Below are 26,480 nucleotides of genomic sequence, written 5' to 3' on the forward strand. Positions count from 1 at the left end.
ATTAAAATTTATAGTTGATGTTAAATGAGGCCAACATACCTTGTCCTTTGACGTATTCTTCATTTAAGGCACGATATTGACTGACAACAGGGTAATAGTTTTTATTGAATAAGTTTTCTACACCCATACCGATAGACCATTGTTTGTTTACTTGGTAATTTCCATTTAAGTTAAATAGGTCAACAGTTTTAACGGGGCCTTCACTGTTTTTGTAGACGCCTTTATCGTTTGGAAGAAAGCGATCCCGGGACCCGGTATGTACCCAAAAAAGCTGAAAGGTTAAGGGTTTGATTGGCGTGTAATAGATGTATCCCGTTGCTTTGTCTGGCGAGATCCGTGAACCATTGAGGTAGGATTTTGATCCATCGTCTTTTTTTGACTTTCCTTCCACATAGGCATAGGTTCCACCGATGGTCAATTGAGGCGAAATATGAGCGCTTAATGCAATTTCGTAACCATACACATCTTCTGGAAGACGTTGTGGCATCAGGTAACCGCCAATGTCCACCAGTTCAACACCCATTTTTGAAGTACTGTAGTAATAAGATGCTGATAGCTGGAAAATGCTGTAATTGCTTGAGAATCCGATTTCGTAATTATTGGTGATAATAGGATCAGTTTTTAGGCTATCTAAATCATTATCTGTTGCCCGACGTACAATACGGCCAAGTTCATTGATCGCGAAACCTTGAGAGAAACTCACGAAGGGATTAAAGATCGCGAATTTGTTGTAACGCAAACCTGCATTGAAGGTCGCTCCTTTGTAGGGGATATTGCCTCCTTTTACAGCAATACTTCCTTCGTTGTTGGGACCTGTAGCGATGGTATGGAAATCCTTTATTTTGACTGTTGCATTTTCATAACGTACACCGCCTTTAAAGATTAAGTTTTCTAGGAAATCAATTTTTACCTGGGCGTATGGAGCAACGTTTAACATATTCATATAGGGAATATAGACCCTGCCATCGGTCAGATTTTGATCCGTAACATCATTTAATAAATCCACACCATAGGTGATATCCGCATTGGAACCCAATACCTGGAAAGGTGTGTTTAGGTTAACGCGTAGGCCTTTTTTCTCCGAGTTGATCTGTGTTTGTCCCGGACCGTACCATGCAGAGGCTTTCTCAACATAACGGTTCATGGATCGAAATGTATTGTAGTATGCAGAAGCAGTTAAGGATGTCGAAGCGAATAGATTACTTTTAGTATAGGTCAACATGGCATTGTGGTTATACGGAGTTCCGGCAGGTTTACCTGGATCATCGCCTTTTACGCCTATCGTTGGCGTTTGACCATATACACCCGTTTTGCTGATGTATCTGTTGTGTTGGTTACTTCTGTAGAAGTTGTACACTGCTGTAATATTGGAACTACTATCGATACGGTATCCGGCCTTTAAAAATGCATTGTATTGATAGGTATTCGAAAGACCGTCTGTCTGACCAAGGGGAACTCCGTCGCCATCGCGCTGCAAGCCAACGTAATCGGCCGAACCGCTAACGGTATAATTCCGTCTGTTTTTTTGTCCGTACAAGGTTTGTCCTATGCGATATCCCATGGTGCCGGCGCTGTGTACGGGATTGAATGTTGTTCGTAGGCTGGTTATTCCTTGGATAGCTGCAGCGTCTTTGGAGGGATTGCGTGTAATGTAATTGATAATCCCGCCTGCCGATCCATTTCCATAGATGGATGTGGCACCTTTGATAACCTCCACGCGCTCGATGACACTTGGGTCAATGGTCCGGAGATCACGTTGTCCATTCATCAAAGGCGTAGATTGCGGAATTCCATCGATCAACACCAGTACAGATCGCCCACGCAGTGTTTGTCCAGAATTGGTCGCTTTGTTGGTTGAGGTTCCCAAGCCCGGGATGGTATTACCCAAAATTGTGGAAAGATTGGTGCTTATTTGACTTTGAGCTTCGATTTCTTTTGTGGTTAAAATAGAAACTGAAGAAGGAACAGTTGAAATGTTTTCCGCTTTACGTCCAGCTGTTACGATAATTTCATCTAAAAGTTGAGTAGAATTGAGCTGAAATAACAGGGGCTGTTGAACGGTATCTAAATTAACCATTTTTTCAACCGTTGAAAAGCCTGTATAAGACACACGCAATTGAATGGGATTATTCAACGGTCTTTTGGCAAAAATGAATTGTCCAAGTTGATTAGAATAGCCGACGTTTTTTCCGTCAACTTTGATATTCGCTTGACTTAATGGTTTATTGTCACTGTCCTTGACAATTAGGGATAATTCTTGTGCATTGAGTTGAGCGCTTAAAAGCAAAAGTATTCCACTGCTGAACATTGTATAGCATGTTCTGTTTTTCATGGTAATTTATTTAGATCAAATATAAATTAATGTGCAAATATAGTTTATTTTATAGTTGTGCCAACAGCTATAGGTTATTTTTTTGATTTTTATAGATGTTAGGTCGTGATTTTCAAGTTCATTTTGTCGCACTTGATGCATATGAATTGGTAAGCAAATGTTTACGGGCAGGGGTTTACACGAATTGAATGCTTTATTAAAGATTTATTGATCTTGGATGATTAATTTAGCATACTGTTTTTTGTGTGTCGCAGGCTTAGAGATTTTAACGTAATTATAAATTCATGAGAAGAACATTTTTTGCTTTTTTTCTTTTTGTTTCGTCGTACTCAATCGTCGTCGGACAAAAAATCCACTCACTCGCGTTTGCTTCTCCACAGGCGATGCGAGATTATTTTACCTATGCTAGCGACAAAAAAATTGTCAGTGGTCATCGGGGAACGATTGAGGCTGGGCTTCCAGAAAATTCGATTGCGGCATTTGAGGCCGTGCTGCAAAAAACAACGGCTATTTTTGAAATCGATCCGCGTTATACCAAGGATAGTGTTGCTATTTTGATGCATGATGCGACATTGGATCGAACCACAAATGGAAAAGGAAAAATAGCAGACTATACCTGGGATGAATTGCGTAAACTGAAGCTAAAGGATCAGGCTGGAAATGTGACCAACTACGGTATTAACACACTTGATGAAGTTATTAAATGGGCAAAGGGTAAAACTATCCTCAACTTAGATAAAAAAGACTTACCATTGGCGGCTACAGCAGCAATACTAAAAAAATACAATGCCTACAGTTGGGTGTGGGTTACGGTACATAATACTGAACAGGCAGCGTTTTATTTGGCGCAGAATCCAGAACAGTATATGTCCATGCATATCAAAGATCAAGCTGCATTGGAGAAGTTTAAATCCGCTGGATTACCCTACGACCGTATGATTGTCTATATCGGGCCAGAACTAAAGGATTCCAATCAGGCGATGTATCAATTTTTCAACAGAAAGGGTGTGATGTGCATGATTTCAGCAGCACCTACCTACGATAAATTGAAGACAAAGGCAGAACGTGCCGAGAAGTATAAGGCCATATTTGCGGAAGGAGCCTCCATTCTTGAGTCTGATCTTCCTATGGAAGTTGGCGAAGTAATCGATTCGTTTTGACGAATTATTATCAATCCAAATCGATATTGTCATCTAAAAATTTAAGATACTTAGGTGATTCATCGTCGAAAATGTCTCTTCCTTCCATCATATAGGCGCGGAGAAGATATTCCTGGGCAGACTCGCTATTATTGTCTTCCAAATAGCACTGTCCTAAGCGCAGCATGATAAAAGGGTTTTCATAGGCATTTTCGATAATGTTCTGTTTTGCCTTTTCAAAATGGGAGAGGGCATTGCGAAAATCGTCCATTAAGAAAAAGGCATCTCCAATGGAAGCTTCGAGCCAGAGGCTTTCCGCATGAACATTTTGTGGACTAGGGACTAGATCAAGCGCTTCGGTCCACACCCGAATAGCTTCCTGATAGTTGCCTTCATCACATTGGATGTTTCCTTCCTCGCTAAGTTGGTCTATTCTGTCTAATGTTTGATCGTCCATAGCATTTTATTCTTTAGAGTGCTATACGAAGATAAGAAATAATAATAAAAAAACACCTGAAGCCTAAGCTTCAGGTGTGAACTGATTGAAATACCGAAGTTTATTTATTCCACCATAATTTGGTGCTGATTACATCATCTCCTTGTCGTGAAAGTGCAGTTTGATAATTCGTCTTATTGGTACTTTGTTCTTTTAATGGATACACCAAACGGCTTGGGATTGTGCTGCCTACCTCAGGAGTGAAAGTATATGTGACAGGTTTGCCTTCTACTGTTCCGGTCCATGTAATATCACCTTTTTTGATTAGGAATAACGGATACCCTGTTCTTCTGATTTCGGACCAAGATTCGATGCTTTGGTTGAAAAGTGCTAAGTACTTTTGAGAAAGCACATTTTCCTTATTCGCAGCAGGAAGTTTACTCAAATAGGTTGCTACTTCATCAGAAGACACGGACCATTTTTCAAGAGATGCCCGAACACCCTTTTCGTAATTTGATTGATCCCAGTTATTGTTTTCCGCTAAAATAAAGGCTACTTCCGCATATTCCATAAGTACTTCCCCATAATCTGCAGCGTTGATAATGTCACTAGGCAATGATATTTTGTCTACAGGAAATAGATTGCCTGCTGCTAGGGGGAGACCATAGGGTTGGCCGTAGTAAATATTTCCTGAGCTTGTCGGTTTGGCAAATTTTGACAGACGTGGATCGGCAATTTTAAAGGGACCGCGGCTGCCCTGTAAAGTCTCAACAATCACATTAGAAATTGCAAAATCTTTTCTGTTGGCAGTTACCGTAGCTCTAAACAATGGTGCTTCATTTGGTGATGTTTTGGAGTATTTAAATATCGCATTATCATTGTTGGAGGTGAATATACCTTTTTTGATGGCATCGGCGATATGTGTCGTTGCCAAAGCTGCATCTTTACCTTTGATTCGATTCGCAACACGTAGACGTAGCGAATTGGCGAATTTTGCCCAGTTAGTATTTGATCCTTTATAAATAATATCAGCTGTTCCGAAAGTCGTGGCTGTTGGATACTTTGCTAGTGTATCAGCTGCCTGCTGTAATTCATTGAGAATATCTTTGTATATTTTCTCTTGACTAGCATATTTCGGCGTCAGGTTATCCGGGTCCTGCTGCAGAGCTTCAAAATCTGCATCTTTATTGCCATAAGATTCATATGGGATATCACCAAAAACATCTGTTAGCGACTGAAAAGCGTAAGCCTTGAGTATTCTTGCTATCGCAATCTGATTGGTATTTGTACCTGCTGTTCCTGCCGATGCAATCGCTTTAGTGGATTCATTGGTATTTAGCTTAATAATTTCATTTAAATTGTTAAGTGATTTGTAGGTTGCAGTCCAATAGTTGTCTGAATAGCTTGTTGGTATTTGATAACGAGATTGGTCTGTATAGATGTTCTGACTGAAATACTGAGCAAATAATTGAGCACCACGTAGGCTTACCTCTTCACTTCGTAATGCACTGACTAGCTGTTTCTCGGCTGTCACTAGAATTGTTGGCGTTGTGACAGAAGCAGGTCGATTTGGATCTGTATTGATATCGCTAAATGTGGATTTGGAGCACGAAGTAGCAATAAGCGATAGGCCAATGAATGAAGTATGTAGTATGTTTGATATTTTCATCTGTGTATATTTATTTATAAGTGCTTGTTCTGATTATCTATGAATCAGTTGCACTTGGTTTATCTTTTAAAGCTGATGAACGATCAGATTTATCCGGTTTGGATATTACGGAATAAATCATGATGAGTTTCATTCTTCTAAAATTTAAGATTAACGTTAAAGCCATAAGTAACCGGAAGAGGTATATTTCCACCTTCGATACCCTGCACATTTCCACCGCTGGATGTAAACTCTGGATCAATATATTTACTCTTGGTATAAATGTTCCAAAGGTTACGTCCGTATACATTCACGCCAATGTTTTTGATAATTTTGGGATTAGTTAATTTGAAATTGTATCCCAGCGTAACTTCCCTTAACTTAACATATGTTGCATCGAAAATTGAAAATGTTGTTGGGCCATTATATTCATTGCGCGCCCATTGTTGTGCGGTAATATTGGTGGTATTCTGCTGGATGTTACTCACATCATACGAACCATCACTATGGAATGCAACATCTCCCTTAACGCCATCGAGAACGACACCTGTTTCACGAATATTATTTGCAGCTGTCTTATCCAAAATACCCGAATACATACCAACTTTATAGGTTTGTGAGAAGAATTTTCCACCCACTCGACCCGAGACTAAAAAGCCTAGACTAAAGTTTTTGTAACGGAAACTGTTTTGGATACCGAAGGTAAAATCGGGTAGTACTGACCCTAAAGGAACCAACTGTGATGTTTTCATGTAGGTGCCATCTGCCTGTACAACGCGTTGTCCATCCGGAGCATAGACAAAGTCGTAACCCAAAAATTGACCATAAGATTCTCCTTCACGTGCAACGAGCTCGACCAAGGAATTGCTTAAGCTCAATGTATTGACCTGATCATCCAGTTTAATGACTTTGTTTTTATTTTTAGCCCAGTTGATTGTCGCATCCCAAGTAAAATTTTCGTGTTTGATAGGGGTACCATTTAAGACGACTTCAATTCCTTTATTATTAATTTTTCCAGCATTGAATACTTTTCCGGCATACCCGAATGATGATGAAACAGGAACTGGTAAGATTTGATTCCTAGAATTGTTGTTGTAATAGGTTACATCAAATCCTAGTCGATTTTTGAATAATTGTAGATTTACGCCTGTCTCCCAAGAGCTGGTAATTTCAGGTTTTAGATTAGCATTTGGTTTAGTGCTTGGAAGCCCATAGGATGCTTGTCCATCAAAGGATTGTTCGGGTTCGTAGACTTTATACAATTGATAAGGATCTGTGTCATTTCCGACTTGAGCCCATCCCAAGCGGATTTTACCAAAACTAAGCCAATCCAATTTTTTAAAGGCTTCCAATTGGCTAAAAACAAAACTACCTGTCAGGGATGGATATATAAATGAATTGTTGTTGGTCGGCAATGTAGATGACCAGTCATTACGTATTGTTCCATCTAAGTATAGAAAATCGTTGTATCCCAAAGAAAAGCTACCATAGATTGATGCAATGCGTCTATGGTATCGGAAGTTGTCAATTTTAACTGCATTGGCATTTTTCAGGTTATAGTAATTAGGAATAATCAAACCACCCTGTGTAATCGCGTAGTCTTGCTTCCGCTGCTGGTCACGGAGATTGGCGCCTACGTTTCCTATAAGGGAGAATTTATCCCAATTTTTCTTGGCGGTAGCCAAAAATTCGTAGTTGTATTCATTTAACTTATTGTTCGCTTCTTCGTATTGAGAAGTGCTTCGTGAGTATACCGCAATTCGATCTTGGGATTGGAATGAATAAATATCTCCATGTACTTTAGCTCCTAAAGTTAGCCAATTGTTTAAGTCATATTGTAAACCAATATTACCGTAGAAACGATCTCTATTGTCCTCCATGTACGACTCATAGGCTGACCAATAGGGATTATCAATAAAGCGGGTCGCCTCGGCGGCAGGCGTATTTTGCCATCCCGTTCGGTTCCAGGCTAACGGGGTTCCGTCTTCACGTTTGTAGTTTTCCAGTATTTTGTAATCGACTTGTACAGCTCCCCATTGGAATGCTTCCAGGATAATATTTCTATTGGAAGCACCTGTCCATGGACGGCCTACTGATGCATTACGGATATAGTTGAAATTCGAATTAATCTTCAGTTTACCTAATTGTGTACCTCCTGAGAAGTTAAACGTATTACGTCCCAAACTGGAGTTAGGTGTTGTTCCCGTTACATTTTTATTAGTGTAGGAAAAGCGATAATTTGTATTTCCGCTATTTCCTGCTATGGCAAAATTGTTGGTGTTGGATACACCTGTCCGAAAGAAATAACTAACATCATTTTTAGGATAAATCCACGGAGAAGGATTTAAATAGTTAGCCTCATCTTCAGGGTTTAGATTATACCATTGAAGCACAGGTGTGCCGTCCAGTTTTGGTCCCCAGCTTTCGTCTGCGGCGTAATCGATTATTTTGTAGTCTGTTCCGTTGATGTTTTGGGTTTGAAAGCTTGTAGAATACCCTTGACCATAGAGATGTTGTCTTTTGGGTAATCGAACGATATTTTCAAAATCAACCCCAGTATTTAAGGAAATATCTATTTTTTCACCTTTTGATGCACGTTTGGTGGTAATCAATATAACTCCATTGGCTGCCCTAGAACCATAAAGTGCAGCAGCAGAAGGCCCCTTTAATACCGAAATATTATCAATGTCGTCTGGGTTGATATCTTGTATCATGTTACCAACGTCTTTACCGGCACTTCCGTTGATAGTAGAAGAAGAGTTTAGATCGGTATTATCAATTGGGGTACCATCAATGACATATAGAGGTTGATTGTTCCCCGCGATTGAGTTAATACCTCTCAGTAAAACATGGGAAGATCCACCCATATTTCCACCTGAGGTCGTTACTTGAAGTCCTGCAACTTTTCCAGACAAGGCACTGAGGGCATTGGTGGGACGCGTCTGAAGTTCAACAGATTTAACTTCCTGTACGGCGTAACCCAATGATTTTTTTTCGCGGGAAATACCTAAGGCTGTCACAACGACTTCATTTAGTTGTGAAGTCGTTGGCAGAAGTTGAACAGTCGTGAAACCTGTAGGATTGGTTTGAACAGTCCTAGTTTCAAAGCCAATGTATTGAATGCTGATGTTGAGTGAGCTTCCGGTCGAAGGGAACTCAAATAATCCATTTGCATCTGTTTGAACCTGCTTTTTACTGCTTGTTTCGGTAACTGTAGCCCCTTGGATAGGATTGTTGTTGTTGTCGACTACCTTTCCTTTTATAGTGGTTTGTGCGTATAGCGCGCCAGTACTAAGACAAAGCGCGGCCATTACGACAAAATTTATGTTATTTTTTGCCATATTAATTATAATAGTGAGTTTATTGTTTGAGTTGGGTTATAGGAGATATTTGAAATTTACCTGTAAAAACATCCCCTTAGGACATTCGTTTTTCAAGGATATTATCTGTATGCTGTTTCATGTGTTAAAAAATGTTAATGCAAATATATAAAATCTACCTGATAACTATACTTTGTTTTTTTGTTTTTTGTAATTTTTGAGTCAGAATGATGAGATGTGGTCGTTAAAGGAGCGGGGAGGCTAATTAATCAAGTTCGTTTTCTTTCCGGAATACCTTCATATGTTCTATGCAATATGTTGCCTATTAGAATATTGATTGGCGGATACGAATCATAAACGGCGACGTACGAATTGTAAATCTTCGTATTCTTAAATAGGAAAGGGCAACATTCTTGTTCAGCCATTCCATGTAATAAAACGTATAACGCAATGATTATTTTTGGCACAAGAACAAAGGTATTAGCTAATAGATCGCAATCGGCGATTGGCAACTGTGCATATTGTGGTACTGCTCAGTCTCTTTTTGCATACAGACAAGTGAAGTACATTCATATTTTTTGGATACCCCTATTTCCATATGCCTCGGAGATTATTACCATGTGTACCCATTGCAAAAAGCTAAGTTATCAACGTGAAATCGACCCACAAACACTTCAGTCCATATCATCGGGAACTATCCGTAAAACACCTATTGGATATTTTGCGGGCTTAGTTCTGATTGGACTTTTTGTATCCGCTATTGTTATAGCAGGAATTTCCGGCGCAAAAAAGAAGGAAAAATACCTGAAAGATCCAAAGGTTGGCGATGTGTATGAGGTTTCTTATACAAAAGATGGAAAAACCATGCGTACGCTTTATCGCATCGCCAATTTAACGAAAGACTCTGTTACCTTTGACCTGAATTATTTGTTTGAAGGGCAATCTTTTTGCGATGATTATATTGTGCTTCACGATATAGCTAGCATTTCGATAAGTAAGTTGAAGAAGGGTATAGTATTAAAATGAGGGTATCCAGTAGATCGGATACCCTCATGGCATTATTGGTCGATGTTGATTTTGTAAATTGCTTCTGCTTCTTTGTCATCAAATTGTCGCATTTGCGTGAGAAGTTTCTTTTTCATCCGTTTGACGACGCTTCGATAGGTAGGATCCTTGTAGACATTATGGAGTTCATTGGGATCCTTTTGAAGGTCAAAGAGTTCCCAATTTTCGATCCGTTTATAATAGCGGATCAATTTATACCGATCATCACGAACACCAAAGTGGGGGCTCACGGCATGTTCGCCATTTTCAAAATAATGATAGAACAGATCTTTCCGATGTTCCTCGCTGTTATTTTTCAGAACATGAACAAAAGATTCACCTTGCATATCTTTCGGTTTTTGGATAGCAGCTAATTCCAATAGCGTGGGAGCGATATCAGCGTTGACAATTTTAGCATTTATAGTGGAGTTTGGGTGTAACAGGGCTGGGTACCGCATGACCATTGGTGTACGAAAAGACTCCTCATACATCCAACGTTTATCGAACCAGCCATGTTCACCCATATAAAAACCTTGGTCTGAAAGATAGATTACAATTGTATTTTCAGCGAGGGATTTTCGATCTAAATAATCCAATACTTTCCCGATGTTGCGGTCCATGGATTGGGCAGTATTGAGATAATCAATCATATATCGTCTAAATTTCCATTCAGCGAGCTGTTTTCCTGTCAAATTACCCTGTTTCAACTGTTCATAAATAGGACGGTAATAGGCGATATAGCTGTCCTTTTGAGTTTGGTTCATCCGCTTGAAGTTACCGTCGGCCATCATGTCTTCCAACGAATTGAACATTTTGAGATCGTAGCCCATTTTCATGTCCTTGTCAATGGACATTTCCTGCAATGCAGCTGCCGGCCTACTTTGGTAATTGTCGTAGAAAGTAGCCGGTAAGGTGAATTTTACAGCATCATAGCTCCCAAAGTCCTTTGGATCCGGCATCCAGGTACGGTGTGTAGCTTTGTGACCGATGATTAGACAAAAGGGCTTCTCAGCATCTACGGTATCTAACCAATCAATTGCTTTTTCGGTTACGATATCGGATACATACCCTTCAGTGCGTTTGCGGCCCTCTTTGCTGATAAAATCTGGATTAAAATAGGTTCCCTGCCCAACAAGAATGTCATAATAGTTGAAACCTTGCAGTTTGTCTCCTAAGTGAATTTTACCCACCCAAGCGGTATTGTAACCTACGTTTTGGAGCTGTTTCACAAAAAGATCTTGGCTAAAGTCGAATTCAGAAGTTTCATTGTCTTTGAATCCATTTTTATGGCTGTACTTGCCCGTCAATAATGTAGCCCGGGATGGTCCGCAGATGGAATTGTTTACAAACGCATTTTTAAATAGAGCACCCTGAGCAGCGATGCGATCTATCTGTGGTGTTTTTCCATATTTCGAACCATAGGCGCCTATTGCCTGATAGGCATGATCATCGGAAATAATGATAATGATATTAGGCTTTTTTTGTGCAAATGTATTTTTATGCAGAAATGTTGCGAGTACAGCAAATAAAAAGATCCTGAGTTTCATTGTGTTTTCGGTTTAAATTGAATGAATCAAGCTTTTTTAAGCTATGCGATTTGAAATAGTATAGCGTTAGCGAAGCATTATAATGCTGACTAAGATAATGATTATTATGTATTACATAAAATAATTAAATGAGTGAATTTACTTTTTCATATCATTGCCGCTGTATTTTTGATTCGGATTACAATGAGAATAAAGGATAGATCAGATCTTTTTTATAGGACAATTATGGGATTTAAGGCAATATTAAGTGTATACTCTTCGCTTTAGTAGATGCTTAAAGCCCAATCATATAATCGGGCCTTTCTATCGTAAAGTGAATCAATCCTGTTAAACAGATTATCCAATAGATTTCTTATATAAAAAGAGGCGCTGATAATGATTATCAAGATGCTTGCGCATGGCATTTCGAAACACCTCAGCATTGCCCACCTTCAATATATCTACTAGGCCTCGGTGTGAGATAAAGCTTTTCGATGAGCTGGGACTGGTCAGTAAGCCACTGCTGTGCACATACTGAAAAACAGGTAAAAGCATGTTCTGAAAGTCTTTGAGAATCGTATTTCCAGTTATTTCGTAAAGCTTACCATGGAAGGCAATTTCAGTTTCAATGTCGAAAATAGTATTATCTGCATCTATAGGTTCTTTTGCAACGATCGCTTCCAATTCCTCAATGTCCTTTTCTTGTATATGTTCAAAGAGAATATCCGCCATACCTATCTCCAGAACCATACGCATTTCAAAAAGATCCTGTAAGGTCTTGTTTTCCATAATGGTCGGATAAAGTGATTTGCGTAGGGGTTTTATAAGATCTGGACTCGTTAAAACAGCTCCGCGATGTTTTTTGGACTCGATCAATCCGACCATACGCAACCGCAACATGGCTTCGCGAACCACCGTACGACTTACGCCAAGGGTTTCTGCCAGCTCAATTTCCTTAGGTAAAGCATCTCCAACCTTTAAGCCTTGATTGACAAAAAGATTGATGATTTCTTTTTCGGCACGATCTACAAGAGAAGAAGTATCAATTGTATTCAGATGTTCTATGAGCGAAGAATTCGGTTCCATATATATTACATAATAGCGCATTAGGCGCGTTAAGGCAAAGATAATTAATAAATGTGATTAATATGTTATACATAATTTAATTAAAATTTGTTTTTTACATTTTGTAATTTATATATTTGCATATATGTAATACTTAATACAAACCAATATGTATTCAAACCTAAAATTACGAACCCTTCTCAGCCTGTCTATTTTGATGGGCAACATGCTCTTAGCGCAAGCACAAGACCATGCCGTGCGGGGTAAAATTACCGATGCAAAGACAGGGGAATTGCTTGGCAATGTGACTGTAAAAGTCAAAGGCTCCAGCCAATCTTTGCAGACAAACGCTGATGGAACATTCTCGATCAGCACGAATCCCAATACCGTATTAATTATCACGTCTACGGGGTATAGACCATATGAAGTGAAAGTTGGGCAATTAAATCAATTGGATATCAAACTCGAGTCCAAGGTTGAGCAAATGGATGAAGTCGTGGTGGTCGGGTATGGAAAAATGAAGAAGTCGAATTTAACGGGGTCTGTAAGCAGCTTGGATAAAAAAGTGCTTGAAACTGGAGTTCGCTCGAACCCAGCTTCTGCTTTAGCGGGTACGATACCGGGTATTCGAGTGCAGCAAACTTCAGGAAGACCGGGAGCTGTACCCACGGTTGTGCTTCGAGGTGGGACTACGTATGGCGGCGGTGGCACGCCATTGGTTATTGTTGACGGCTTGATTAGAAATGGATTTAATGACATTAATCAAAATGACATTGAATCGATAGATGTCTTAAAAGATGCTTCTGCTACAGCAATTTATGGTGCTAGGGCTGCAAACGGTGTGATATTGATAACCACAAAAAGGGGAAAAGAAGGTGTTTCCAATATTACATTGTCGTCTAAAGTTGGTGTCAATAAATTGAACAACCCTTTTGATTTCCTAAGTGCCAAAGATTACTTAAACTGGAGTAGAAAAGGTGTTCAGGTATCTGGGCAATATCAACCGTCCCAATTGAATCAATTAACGAGTGTGGGCCCCTTTGGTACGGGGAATAAATATAAGGATGATAAAGGAAATATCCTAGATGGTAATCTTACCAGCAATGCCGTGTGGAGTACCATGTTGCTCGATGATACCAATCGTGAATTGTTGCAACAGGGATGGCAGACCATGATTGATCCTGTAACTGGAAAAGAACTAATTTTTAAAGATTTTGATTATGCTAAATATGCACTTCGTGATGCTAGTTTGACGCAAGATTATAATATCGCATTACAAGGTGGGAACGATAAAGGTAAATATTATGGAAGTGTGGGGAAGTATAACGAGAAAGGGATGCCAATAAATACTTTTTATGATCGTACAACTTTTGTGTTAAATGGCGAATATAAAGTTAAACCTTGGCTACATTCATTGTCAGGGGTGAATTTCGCGTATACGAAATGGCGTGACGCTATTAACGGAGAAGGAAACTATATGACGCGGGCACTGGGGGCCCCTCCAACAATGCGTGGTACAAATGCCAATGGAGATCTGCTCGTTGGTCGTGATTATCAAGATGGGAACCCTCTGGTAAATGATGATAAGTTCATTCGTAAAAATCTAAATCAGAAGCTTACGCTTACCCAAGCTTTTACAATTAATTTTTTGGAGAATCTTAGCTTACGCGTCAGTGGAAACTGGTTTTTTAACCAGTCTACTTCGGAGTCCTTTAATAAGGATTATATAGCCAGCCCAGGAAATTATGTTCGCACAAGAAATTCCTCGGCTTCCTATGATAAAATATATAATCAAACCTATAACGCAGTCTTAAATTACAGAACTGAAATCGCGAGTTCGCATCATATTGACGCGATGTTGGGGTCGGAATTTTTTGATACGTATAACAATGGATTTACAGCTGCAGGAAGTGGAGCTCCAACAGACGACTTTATGGATCTTGGATTAACGAGTCCAGAGGCCAATAAAAGAAGTATCGATTCATACCATGATCGACAACGTATCATGTCCTATTTTGGACGAGTAAACTATGACTATAAAGAAAAATACCTTTTGACATTGACTGCACGTAGAGATGGTTATTCGACATTACTAAATAATCGATGGGGAACCTTTCCTGGAGTTTCAGTCGGTTGGGCTCTACACCGTGAAGATTTCCTGAAGGATTATTTAGGCACTGATAAAGTCGTAAATACGTTAAAATTACGCGCTAGTTATGGAGGGAACGGTAATGTCAGTGGAATCGGATCTTATACACTTCAAGGTTCATATGGCACAAACAAGTATGATGGGCAAGTGGGGTACACCATGTCCACGCTTTCAATTCCAAACCTCAAATGGGAGAGTTTGATTACAAAAGAAGTCGGACTTGAATCCAGAATCTTAAATAAGATTGATTTGAGTCTTGCCTATTATCATCGGACGACTAAAGATAAGATTGCAAGTTTATCATTACCAGCTTCAGCCGGTTTTACTACAATTACGACCAACAATGGTGATATGCAGAATCAGGGAGTCGAAATTGGGGTGAATTATCAAATGCTGAGAAGGAAAGATTGGGATCTAAGCTTTAATTGGAATACGGCGTATAATAAGAACAAGATCTTAAAATTGCCTTTTAATGGCGTTGAAAATAACAGACAAGGCGGTTTACAGGTTTATGATCCAAAATCCAAAGAACTCATTTGGGTAGGAGGCAATCAGGAGGGGCAAGACCCGAATGTTGCTTATGCTTATGAAGCCATCGGGATCATTCGGACAAAAGAACAGTTGGATAGCTATGCCTTGCAATTGAAGGATCTGATCGGTGCACGTACATTGGTACATCCGGATGTCTATAATGCGTTGTCCAGTAGTGAGAAGAATTTATACTATCCATTAGCTTTAGGCGATGTTATGTGGAAGGATGTAAACGGAGATGGTATAATCAATTCTTATGATAGGGTGTATATGGGAAATACAGTGCCGAGATGGACGGGCGGATTTGGTGCAGCTTTGCGCTGGAAGAATATTAACTTGAGTACCCGTTTTGATTACGCATTGGGCTATGTTGCTTATGACGGACCGAGAGCCTGGTTTCTTGGAATGATGCAGGGAACATTCAATACGACAACAAGTGTATTTGATACATGGACACCTGAAAATCCAAATGCAAAATATCCGACTTATTATTGGGCAGATCAATTATTTAAAAATAATACGAGTCGGGAAAGTAGTATGTTTTATAATAAAGGAAATTATCTGGCATTTAGAGAGATTAATGTCTCTTATCGCTTGCCTAAATCCATTGCTAACCGATTAAAAATGGAAGATTTAAGCATCTCCGCCACAGGCCAAAATTTACACTATTGGTCAAAAAATACATTGTTCTCCCCTGAAAGTGGAAGTGTGGGACAAAATGGAGGCGGATACCCTCTTCCTAAAACATTTATACTTGGGCTTCAATTAACATTTTAATTCCAAATTATGAAAAAGATATTTATATATATAGGTCTTGCAGTTTTTCTGTTTTCTTCTTGCAAAGAAATTGACTTAGACCTTAGTCCCGAGGATTACTTTGCCAGCGGCAGTTTCTGGAAAAGCAACGAGCAGGTTGCTGGTGCTATGTTGGGACTCCACACCCAGTTACGTGGACAACAGCAAAACTTATGGAATTTGGGTGAACTGCGTGGGGGAACCTTAAGAGATGGTACCAGTTTTACAGGAACAGCATCATTGAACTCAGCAGGGATAATTACACAGGATATTCGTGAAAGTTCTCCTGGCATATCGGGCTGGGCTGGATTGTACGCGCCAATTTTTCAGGTAAACAATTTTATTTATCAGGTTGAGAAAGCCGATTATTTGACAGATCTGCAAAAGGGCTACTATTTGGGGCAAGCCTACGGACTGCGTGCTTTTTATTATTTCTATTTGTTTAGAACTTATGGCCGGGTGCCTTTGGTGACAGAACCACAAGCAGCAATTAATACCCCGACCTCGGCAGAAGAAGCATATAAGGCGCGAACAGAAACGGAAAAAGAAACCTTAGACTTTATCAAATCGGAAGTTGATAAATCGGAAAAATCGTTTTCAGGAAACTACGAGACTAAAAATCAAAAAGCACAATGGTCTTTGGCGGCAACAAAAATGTTAAAAACGGAGGTATATTTATGGTCGGCCAAAGTTGATGTGGATGGAAAGGCCCCAGAGAATAGTCTTGCGGAATTAAAACTTGCAAAAGCCGCTATAGAAGAAGTAATTCCTAAATATACGCTTGTCAGCAATTTTGCAGAGGCCTTTAAATCTGCCAGTGTACCAGCGATGAAAGGTAATGCTGAAATGATCTTTGTACTTCGTTACCTAAATGGAGAAGCGACTTCATTTTTCAGTAATTTCATTTATGCGGCAAGTGATGATATCACAGGCTATGTAGATGATAATGGGCAGGCAATTCCAAAAGATCCTCTTCAGGCTGGATCCACGGGTTTGATCCGTTACGAGTATAAAATGGACCTCTACAGATTATATGAAAAGGCTGATACGAGGGCAAATGCAACATTCCTTAATTTTAATAAAGGAAATACATCTGCTATAGTATTTAGAAAATTCTTGGGAACTTTGATAGACGGCGTTCGTAACTATTCTGATGATTATCCTGTTTATCGTCTATCGGAAGCCTATTTATTGTTGGCGGAAATTAAGAATAAATTGGGAGAGGATCCAACTGCTGAAATCATGGCTGTACGTAATCGGGCATACGCTGGAAAAGTACCTTTGTTTATAAATAGCAGTTTTGAGGCAAACGAATTAGCGATCTTCTATGAACGTACAAAGGAATTTGTGTCCGAGGGCAAGCGATGGTTCGATTTGCGACGCATGCAGGATTCTGCTGGAAAACCATTGGTGTTTCGTAAAGATTTGAACTTAGTCGGCGTATTGAACAATATTGATGGTCAGAAACATAAAATCTTATGGCCAATAGACTTGGGGACACTTACTGTAGATCCCAAATTAAATGATCAGCAAAATCCAGGTTATAAGGGAACCTAAAAACGAATATCCTGTCTCAATCCCACGCGAAGGTCTGAGACAGGATATTGTTAACTTTTTATATAAAATACCATATGCTAAATCAAAAAATCTCAGGATTAATTGCAGCGCCATTTACTCCTTTCGATGAAAACGGAGAATTGAATCTTGAGCTGATTCCGCAATACTATGCGATGTTAAAGCGCAACCGCGTCACGGGTGCCTTTATTTGTGGCTCTACCGGAGAAGGGGTATCGTTGACTTTTGAGGAAAAAGTTGCAGTGATGACAGCTTGGGCCAGATTGACAAAAGAGGATGATGCATTTACACTCATGATGCTTCTGGGTGGAACGAATATCAAAGAATGCCAACAATTGGCTAGGCTGGCCGAGCAAGCAGGGGTCGATGTCGTGTCATTTACTGCACCATCTTATTTCAAACCTGCTAATGTGGATCAATTGGCAAAATGTTGTGTGGAAATTGCACGTGCGGCACCGAATACGGCTTTCTATTATTATCATATTCCTGTATTGACCGGCGGAAATTTCCAGATGATCGACCTGTTGAAGCAGATTGATGGGGTGATACCCAATTTTAAGGGAATCAAATATACACACGAAGATTTTATGGATTTTCTAAGCTGTATGAATTATGCAGATCGCAAGTATGATATGTTATGGGGAAGAGATGAGAATATGCTGTCCGCTTTGGTATTAGGTAACAAAGGAGCGGTCGGAAGTACCTATAACTACGCAGCACCTTTATACCTTGCACTTATGGAGGCTTATGATAAGGGAGAGCTTGAAAAAGCTAATGCTTTGCAGCAGCAATCTATCGATATGATCACGTTGTTAGGGAAGTATGGTGGTATTTCAGTAGGGAAAGCGTATATGAAATTAATTGGGCTTGACTGCGGAGCATTTAGACTGCCCGTGAAAAATATGTCTGTTGAGCAGTTTGAACTGTTTACGGAAGATGCGGTGAAAGTTGGCTTTCAGGGTTTTTGCGCACATTAAGTTAGCTCACTTGTTCTTGTGGGCTAACGTGTTTCCCTCAGGAGATAACTAAGAATAGCTTGGCGAGTATGTTCAACAATAAATAGATATGACAAAACAACATTGGATGGGAGTTATCGTGGGAATACTGTTTACAGGAGCTGTTGATGCGCAAGTCGGTCAATTGGAATGGCATAAAGGCATTACTTTGCCGGCTATGCAAGATGGAAAGGCGCATATTGGTTTTGCAGGACCAATAGCTGGTGTCACAGGCGATTGTCTTCTGATTGCCGGTGGAGCGAATTTCCCGCATTTACCACCCTGGGAAGGCGGTGCGAAAGAGATCCAAAAAGAAGTATTTATTTACAGAAAAGAAGGGATAAGACTACGCTTGGCAGCGCAGGATAGTCTTTCTATGGCGGTTGCATACGCTGCCAGCCTGAGTCTACCCGATGGATTGCTGGTTATCGGTGGAGAGACTCCTGAAGGAAAAACAGCCGCTTGTAGACTAATTAAATACGATGGCTCTAACAAGAAAATTTCGGTGTCACACTTTCCAGATCTCCCATTTCCGCTTGCCAATATGGGAGCGGTAGTTCATGGGAATAAACTCGTCATCGTCGGTGGTGAAAAGCAGGATACGGTATCGGACCAAGTTTTGCAATTGGATCTGGCGCATCTTGAAAAAGGATGGGGCTGTGTGGGGAAATTACCCTATGCCGTCTCCCATGTACAATTGTTGTCTGATAATCAAAAGAACCTTTATCTACTGGGTGGAAGAAAAGGGAATTCGCAGAGCCCTTCAACGTTATACCATGAACTATGGTGCTCTACCGATGATGGTCGTACCTGGTCTAAACAGGCGGACATTCCTTTTCCTGCTGCGGCAGGAACCGCCTGTTTATTACCCGACCAAGGAATATGGTTGCTGAGCGCAGATCGGGGTGATACCTTCCATCGGGTGGAATCGTTGATCTTTGACGCTAAAAAGGAAGCGAATCCATCGAAGAGACAGCAACTTATTGATGCTAAAAACAAATTGCAAATCAATCATCCTGGTTTCGGTAGAGCAATATGGCGCTATGATTTGAATCTTAAAAAATGGAGCCGGATGGCGGATCTGCCATCGGATGGGCCGGTGACCACGACAGCGGTGGTCTGGGACGACATGATCATTTTGCCTAGCGGCGAAATTAAGGCAGGCGTTCGTACTCCTGAGATTTTAGTAGCAACATTTTCTAATAAATAGGATTGAAAAAATAAGATATAAAAAATTCATATAACCCTGATAAAGCTTAAGATGATCTCTTCTTTACGACATAAATCTTTTTACCCGTGGCTCGTTGTAGCACTCCTTTGGGGGGTAGCCCTGCTGAATTATATGGACCGGCAGATGCTATCAACTATGCGTGAAGCCATGCAGGTCGATATTCCACAGTTGCAGCGTGCTGAGACTTTTGGTGTATTGATGGCCGTATTTCTTTACATCTATGGTCTTATGAGTCCGATAGCGGGTATCGTTGCCGATCGTAGCAATAGAAAATGGCTGATCGTAGGTAGTCTTTTTGTTTGGTCAGCGGTAACTTATGGTATGGGGATGGCGCACGATTACACAACACTATTGGTACTACGGGCTATTATGGGGTTTAGTGAAGCGCTGTATATCCCGACAGCCCTTTCCTTGATCGCCGATTACCATACTGGAAAAAATCGATCGCTGGCCATTGGGCTACATATGACAGGACTCTATACGGGACAGGCTTTGGGCGGTTTTGGTGCAACATTAGCCGCTTCAAAAGGATGGCATACCGCTTTTCATTGGTTTGGAATTATCGGAATATGTTATGCCCTCCTACTTGCAGTCTTGCTCCTGGAGAAGAAGCACGAACCGTCAACTGATGAGCGTACTTCAGAAGATCAATTACCCCTCTTTAAAAGCTTACTGCTGCTATTTTCCAATGTAGCATTCTGGATTCTATTGTTTTATTTCGCCGCTCCAAGCTTACCGGGTTGGGCCATCAAAAATTGGCTGCCAACATTGTTTGCAGATAGCCTAAATATTCCAATGGCCAGTGCAGGTCCATTGTCGACAATTACAATTGCGATCTCATCCTTTATCGGGGTTATCGCCGGCGGAATACTCAGTGACCGATGGGTGCAAAAACATATCCGCGGTCGCATCTATACCAGTGCCATTGGCCTTGGACTGACTATACCGGCTTTATTGTTTTTAGGGTTAGGTCAGACCTTAACTGCAGTTGTGGGGGCGGCAGTCTGTTTTGGAATTGGCTTTGGTATTTTCGATGCCAACAATATGCCTATTCTTTGTCAGGTTGTTCCCAAAAATTTGCGGGCAACCGCTTATGGCTTTATGAATATGGTAGGTGTATTTGCTGGAGCTGTCATCACACAATGGCTGGGAAGATTTAAGGATGAAGGCCATTTTGGGTTAGGCTTTGCATTATTGGGGGCTGCGGTACTGTTAGCACTTCTCTTGCAAATCCTATTTCTTAAACCGAAAACACTGGAAAAGTAACCGCAGCTATATCCTGAATGAATAGATCATGAATATGAAACCTTTCATCCACATAATGCCTATCAGTATTTCAAAAAAAGGAGGCCTACTTTTTTGTTTGATCCTTTCCATCTTAATTTCCTTGGGACAGCCCCGGACAAAGGTAGCTTGTATTGGTAACTCCGTAACCTTTGGTTATGGCCTCGGCAATCCTAGGCTGGATTCTTATCCAGGGCAGCTTCAGTCATTGTTGGGCCAGCGGTTTGAAGTACGGAATTTTGGCCATTCAGGAGCCACTCTTTTACGTAAGGGGCATAGACCTTATTTTAAAACAGCGGAATACAAGAAGGCCTTGGATTTTAAACCCGATGTTGCCATTATACATTTGGGACTCAATGATACCGATCCGAGAAACTGGCCAAATTATAAATACTCCTTTGCATCAGATTACGCGGATTTGATTGATTCCATACGATCCGTTAATCCCAAAATGCAAATTTACATCTGTCGATTGACGCCTATCTTTAGCGGTCATCCGCGTTTTCTCTCAGGAACCCGCGATTGGTACGACCAGATTCAGGAATTGATTCCTCAGATTGCTCAAAATAATCAAGTCGGACTGATTGATCTCAACACCCCGCTTCGGTATCGAATAGATCTTTTCGACGACTACTTGCATCCAAATAAGCAAGGAGCAACAATGATTGCGAGACAGGTGGCTAATGCACTGGTACCTCCTAGCCAAAAACTACAAGTGGCCGAAACCATCGGTTCGGATATGGTGCTCCAGCGTAATTGGGAGAATAGCATCTTTGGTAAGGGAACTGCTGCCGCTGAGATCAACATTGTTTTCAATAAGAAAAGCTATAAGACTAAGGTCAATCCTGATGGTTCCTGGGAAATCAAGTTACCCAAAATGGAAGCTGGGGGACCTTATGAAATCGCAGTGAGTTCTGGCAGACAGAAAGTAGTGTTGAAAAATATTCTTTTTGGCGATGTATATCTCGCTTCGGGACAATCGAATATGGCTTTTCAACTTCGCCGTGCCACAAACAGTGATTCGTTGATCAGAAATGCCGGTAGACTACACAATCTGCGTCTTTTTAAGTGCCGCAACCTTCTGGAGACCAATGCCGTTGCATGGGATACCGCGAGCTTAAAAAAAGTAAACGATTTGGCCTATTTCAACGGCAGCTGGAGGCAAGCGAATGAAGATGAAGCAGCACAGTTCTCTGCAGTTGCTTATGCTTTTGCTGAACAAATAGCCAGAGAACAGCATATTCCGATTGGCATTATTGATCTGTCTGTCGGTGGATCCAATACCGAATCGTGGATTGACCGTAAATCATTGGAAAACGATGATTTGCTGGCTTCTTATATTCATAACTGGCAAAAATCTGATTTTGTGCAGGAGTTCTGTCGGGAACGTGCGGGTCAGAATCTCGCTGGTTCGAACGTGAAAAATCAACGTCATCCGTATCAACCAGCTTACAATTTTGAAGCTGGCGTCAGCAAATGGTTAAACACCGGGTTGAAAGGAATACTGTGGTATCAAGGTGAAAGCAATGCGCATAATATAGAACTTTACGAACGTCTTTTTAAAACATTGGTTTCTTCCTGGCGGAAGAATTTTCACCAAGAACTGCCCTTTTTCTTCGCGCAGCTCTCCAGTATAGACAGGCCTTCATGGGGAGATTTTAGAAACGCACAACGCTTATTGGAGAAGGGCATTAAAGGTACATACATGGCCGTAACGCTCGATGTAGGAGATTCTTTGGATGTACATCCCCGTGAAAAGATTACAATAGGCCAGCGCTTGGCAAATTTAGTGCAGGAACACTTGTATAACGTTGAACTGAATGCCGATCATCCTGATCCGGTCAGTTGTACACTTCATGAGGATAAGCTGGTATTGATATTTGAGCATTGTAAAAAATTAAAAACTCAGGAAAATACAGCGGTAAGAGGATTTCAGCTGATGGACAATAAAGGAAGGATTTTCAATGTAAGCACAAATATCGTATCGGATAATACCATCGAGATCGTTAAACCGAATTTCCAAATCACCAAAATCCTGTATGGATTCGAACCATTCAGTAGAGCAAATCTTCAAAATGAAATTGGAACACCGGTATCCACTTTCGCTTTGACGATTCAATAAATAGAAATGAATTGATGTAAGTAGTAAAACACATGAAACAGATAAGTATAAAAGATACCGCAAAAATAATAGACAGGGATTACTTGAAGGATTTGGAAGTATTCTATCGTGATCAGCTTTTAAAAGACACTGTACCATTTTGGTTTCCACGGTCCATTGACCATGAATATGGCGGATATTTGTTCATGCGCGATCAGGATGGGACTTTGATAGATACCGATAAAGCCGTATGGATACAGGGAAGGGCATGCTGGTTGCTGGCCACACTTTACAATACGGTTGAACAAAAAGAGGAATGGCTGGAAGGAGCCCGAATCGGCTATGAATTTTTGAAAGAGCATTGTTTTGACGCTAATGGAAAAATGTATTTTCATGTTGACCGCCTAGGCGATCCTATTCGTATGCGTCGCTATTTCTTTTCGGAGACTTTCGCGGCAATCGCCTTTGCAGCCTATGCAAAAGCGACTGGAGACGAGGAGATAGCAGATGAAGCACGACATCTGCTGGGAATTTGCCTCGCGTATGCAAATGGAGAAAAATTGATCGAACCAAAGTATGAAGCCACAAGGCCAATGAAGGGAATAGGTGTGCCGATGATTATGATCAATACGGCACAGCAGATTCGTGAGACCATTGGGGATCCGCGTTGTGATCGTGTCATCAGTGATTGTATCGCACAGATTGAACGTGATTTTGTTAAGGACGATATTCGCTGCGTGATGGAACAAGTAGGACCTGAAGGTGAAATTGTCGATCATATTGACGGTCGTACACTCAATCCCGGACATGCTATCGAAGGAGCTTGGTTTATCCTACATGAAGCTAGATCCCGGGGAAACGACCAACATTTGATTGATCTAGGCTGTCGTATGTTGGATTATATGTGGGAACGGGGCTGGGATAAAGAATATGGTGGTATACTCTATTTTCGAGATGTCTATGGAAAGCCAGTACAAGAATATTGGCAAGACATGAAATTTTGGTGGCCGCAGAATGAAACGATTATCGCAACATTACTTGCTTACCTGATGACTGGGAATGAGAAATATAAAAATTGGCATCAGCAGATCAATCAGTATGCCTATGATCATTTTCACGATAAAATCAATGGCGAGTGGTATGGTTATCTCCATCGTGATGGGAAGATTGCCCAAACTGCAAAAGGGAATTTGTTTAAAGGTCCTTTCCATCTCCCTCGCCAAGAATGGTATTGTATGCAAACTTTAAAGGAATTTAATTCCCTTAAGTAGAAGATTATGGAGCACCAAAAGTCCATTACATGTACATTGCTATCCGGTCTGCTGGTTATTCTTATTTTAATCAGTCCTTTATGCTGTCTACCGGATTCAATCAAACCTCCTTTGCTTCCTATGCCCCATGCTGTGAGCTGGAAAACAGGGCGTTATTGTTTGCCGGATCTTGTCCATGTGCATATCAAAGGGGAGGTTGAAAATGCTGATAGGCAGATGTTAAGCCTCTTGTTGAAAGATTGGAATGTAACTCAGGTTATTTTCGACAACTTCAAGAATAAAAATATCACCATTGTTTGTGATCACGAATTGGTTTTACCTTCGGCATCATTGGAGGCTTATCGGATCGACGTAGATGAACAGGGAATACAGATCGAAGCCAGAACGAGTGCCGGTGTTTTTTATGCCTTACAAACTCTGGGTCAACTCAGAGGCAGTGATGGCAAGTTGCCCTATTGCTCCATTACCGATTATCCTTCCTTTCGCTGGCGCGGTTACTTGGTAGACGTCGGACGAAATTTTCAGTCAATGGATGTGCTAAAAGAGCAGATCGATATCATGGCGCGCTATAAACTGAATATTTTTCACTTTCATTTCACTGAGGATATTGCTTGGCGACTGATCAGCAAAAAATATCCCGGTTTGACCGACTCGACGAATATGGAGCGTTGGAAGGGAAAGTATTATACCGTTGAGGAAATGCAAGAACTAATTCGGTATTGTCGTGATCGGCATATCCAACTTGTACCCGAAATTGATATGCCGGGACATTCAGCAGCATTTCGCCGTTATTTTAAAACTGATATGCAGAGCGATAGCGGCATAGCTATCCTCAAGGAACTGGTTAAGGAATTTGCAAACACTTATCCGGGACTACCTTATCTGCATATTGGGGGGGATGAGGTGAAAATTCATAATCAAGAATTTTTACCGATGATGACAACATGGACGGAGGATTTGGGTCTAAAAACTATTGGTTGGGAACCCGGCGGCAATTTGCAGCCAAACACAATCCGGCAGCTTTGGATGGGTGGCCCAAAAGCTATTACCAATGATTCGCCTTTTGAAGTCATTGATTCAAAGCACTTGTACATCAATCACATGGATCCTTTAGAAACGGTGACGACCTTGTTCTATAGGCAGTTGGGCGGACAGTCTGCAGAAAATGAAAAGTTAATGGGTGCGACGCTATGTTCATGGCCCGATCGCGCGGTGAAGAATGAAAACGATCTATTTCGTCAAAATGGAGTTTACCCCGCTTTATTGACATTTGCGGAGCGCAGCTGGCGAGGGGGAGGGGATTTTGCATGGCGTAGTAATATCAAAACGGATGTGAAAGGATTGGCTGATTTTGTCGAATTTGAAAAGCGTTTACTTGCACATAAACAACTGTATTTTAATGATCTTATCTTTCCTTACCACCAACAAAGTAGGCAAAAATGGATATTATACGGGCCTGTGGAAAATAAAGGCGATCTGGGTATGGCCTTAAAAAATGAAGCTACAGGAGATTTTAACGCTTTGAAAAAGATCGGCGAGTTTTACGGAGGTACCATTGTATTGCGCCATTGGTGGGCTGATGTTGTTAAAGGGGCGATTGACCGTCCACTTGAAAATAGTACCGTGTATGCCCTGAGCAAAGTGTGGAGTGAAAAAGGGGGCAACCAAGGTTTTTGGATCGGTTTTAATGATCTATCGCGTTCTTATGCCAGTGATTCACCACATTTGGGGACCTGGGACGATCGAATGAGCACACTTTGGGTCAATGGATATAAAGTGCTTCCGCCAGATTGGCAACGTGCTGGTAAAAGGGGAGACCTTGAAATCCCCTTAATTGATGAGGGATACAGTTACCGAAGTCCTACGATGATTCGATTGCGCAAGGGCTGGAATACCATTGTAGTCAAACTGCCTGTGGGGAAATTACAAGGGAAAGACTGGCAAAATCCACTAAAATGGATGTTTACCTGCCTCCCGATTGAAAGGGAGCAGTAAATCGTATATCATAATGCATGAATGCAGATGAAATTTTTAAAGA

At 40.8% G+C, this 26,480-nt stretch carries 16 protein-coding genes; 10 read left to right on the plus strand and 6 right to left on the minus strand.

Features of this window, described 5'->3' with window-relative positions; all coding sequences use genetic code 11:
- Position 1: 1 nt before the first annotated feature.
- On the minus strand, positions 2 to 2,332 hold the full coding sequence (locus BGP15_RS05325; RefSeq protein ID WP_286768904.1) for a TonB-dependent receptor: 2,331 nt from the start codon (positions 2,330 to 2,332) through the stop codon (positions 2 to 4).
- Positions 2,333 to 2,616: 284 nt separating this feature from the next.
- On the opposite strand from BGP15_RS05325, the gene BGP15_RS05330 reads away from it, so the two are divergent.
- A complete protein-coding gene (locus BGP15_RS05330; protein ID WP_286767014.1) occupies positions 2,617 to 3,492 on the plus strand; it encodes a glycerophosphodiester phosphodiesterase family protein in 876 nt (291 codons plus the stop codon).
- A gap of 10 nt (positions 3,493 to 3,502) precedes the next feature.
- Here the strand turns inward: BGP15_RS05330 and BGP15_RS05335 are convergent, their stop codons facing one another.
- The 3 genes from BGP15_RS05335 to BGP15_RS05345 form a co-directional block, all read right to left on the minus strand.
- Entirely contained in the window at positions 3,503 to 3,928 is a 426-nt protein-coding gene (locus BGP15_RS05335) for a tetratricopeptide repeat protein (RefSeq protein WP_046673933.1), read from the minus strand.
- A 100-nt stretch (positions 3,929 to 4,028) separates the two neighbouring features.
- On the minus strand, positions 4,029 to 5,576 hold the full coding sequence (locus BGP15_RS05340; RefSeq protein WP_070564825.1) for a SusD/RagB family nutrient-binding outer membrane lipoprotein: 1,548 nt from the start codon (positions 5,574 to 5,576) through the stop codon (positions 4,029 to 4,031).
- Between the two features lie 137 nt (positions 5,577 to 5,713).
- Positions 5,714 to 8,896, minus strand: a complete 3,183-nt coding sequence (locus BGP15_RS05345) for a SusC/RagA family TonB-linked outer membrane protein (protein WP_286768905.1) — start codon at positions 8,894 to 8,896, stop codon at positions 5,714 to 5,716.
- A 429-nt stretch (positions 8,897 to 9,325) separates the two neighbouring features.
- Between BGP15_RS05345 and BGP15_RS05350 the strand changes: the two genes are divergently transcribed.
- Positions 9,326 to 9,901: a zinc ribbon domain-containing protein gene (locus tag BGP15_RS05350; RefSeq protein WP_286768906.1), complete on the plus strand. Its 576-nt coding sequence runs from the start codon at positions 9,326 to 9,328 to the stop codon at positions 9,899 to 9,901.
- Positions 9,902 to 9,933: 32 nt separating this feature from the next.
- Here the strand turns inward: BGP15_RS05350 and BGP15_RS05355 are convergent, their stop codons facing one another.
- Together BGP15_RS05355 and BGP15_RS05360 are read right to left on the minus strand one after the other, a co-directional pair.
- Positions 9,934 to 11,466 (minus strand): sulfatase family protein, encoded by a 1,533-nt coding sequence (locus tag BGP15_RS05355; protein WP_286752421.1) that lies wholly within the window; start codon positions 11,464 to 11,466, stop codon positions 9,934 to 9,936.
- Positions 11,467 to 11,802: 336 nt separating this feature from the next.
- Entirely contained in the window at positions 11,803 to 12,531 is a 729-nt protein-coding gene (locus BGP15_RS05360; RefSeq protein WP_112373680.1) for a FadR/GntR family transcriptional regulator, read from the minus strand.
- 148 nt (positions 12,532 to 12,679) lie between these two features.
- Between BGP15_RS05360 and BGP15_RS05365 the strand changes: the two genes are divergently transcribed.
- From BGP15_RS05365 to BGP15_RS05400, 8 genes are all read left to right on the plus strand, one after another.
- Positions 12,680 to 15,967: a SusC/RagA family TonB-linked outer membrane protein gene (locus BGP15_RS05365; protein ID WP_070564845.1), complete on the plus strand. Its 3,288-nt coding sequence runs from the start codon at positions 12,680 to 12,682 to the stop codon at positions 15,965 to 15,967.
- A gap of 9 nt (positions 15,968 to 15,976) precedes the next feature.
- Complete coding sequence (locus BGP15_RS05370) at positions 15,977 to 17,542, plus strand: RagB/SusD family nutrient uptake outer membrane protein (protein WP_286768907.1); 1,566 nt, start codon at positions 15,977 to 15,979, stop codon at positions 17,540 to 17,542.
- Positions 17,543 to 17,616: 74 nt separating this feature from the next.
- A complete protein-coding gene (locus tag BGP15_RS05375) occupies positions 17,617 to 18,537 on the plus strand; it encodes a dihydrodipicolinate synthase family protein (RefSeq protein ID WP_115049664.1) in 921 nt (306 codons plus the stop codon).
- A gap of 88 nt (positions 18,538 to 18,625) precedes the next feature.
- Positions 18,626 to 19,765: a hypothetical protein gene (locus tag BGP15_RS05380; protein WP_286768908.1), complete on the plus strand. Its 1,140-nt coding sequence runs from the start codon at positions 18,626 to 18,628 to the stop codon at positions 19,763 to 19,765.
- Between the two features lie 51 nt (positions 19,766 to 19,816).
- A complete protein-coding gene (locus tag BGP15_RS05385) occupies positions 19,817 to 21,052 on the plus strand; it encodes an MFS transporter (protein WP_286752425.1) in 1,236 nt (411 codons plus the stop codon).
- Positions 21,053 to 21,080: 28 nt separating this feature from the next.
- Positions 21,081 to 23,192, plus strand: coding sequence for a GDSL-type esterase/lipase family protein (locus tag BGP15_RS05390; RefSeq protein ID WP_286768909.1), 2,112 nt, complete (start codon positions 21,081 to 21,083; stop codon positions 23,190 to 23,192).
- Between the two features lie 32 nt (positions 23,193 to 23,224).
- Positions 23,225 to 24,442 (plus strand): AGE family epimerase/isomerase, encoded by a 1,218-nt coding sequence (locus BGP15_RS05395; protein WP_286768910.1) that lies wholly within the window; start codon positions 23,225 to 23,227, stop codon positions 24,440 to 24,442.
- 6 nt (positions 24,443 to 24,448) lie between these two features.
- Complete coding sequence (locus tag BGP15_RS05400; RefSeq protein ID WP_286768911.1) at positions 24,449 to 26,437, plus strand: family 20 glycosylhydrolase; 1,989 nt, start codon at positions 24,449 to 24,451, stop codon at positions 26,435 to 26,437.
- Positions 26,438 to 26,480: the final 43 nt, after the last annotated feature.

This window comes from Sphingobacterium sp. 40-24, assembly GCF_001899705.1.
Lineage (GTDB): Bacteria > Bacteroidota > Bacteroidia > Sphingobacteriales > Sphingobacteriaceae > Sphingobacterium > Sphingobacterium multivorum.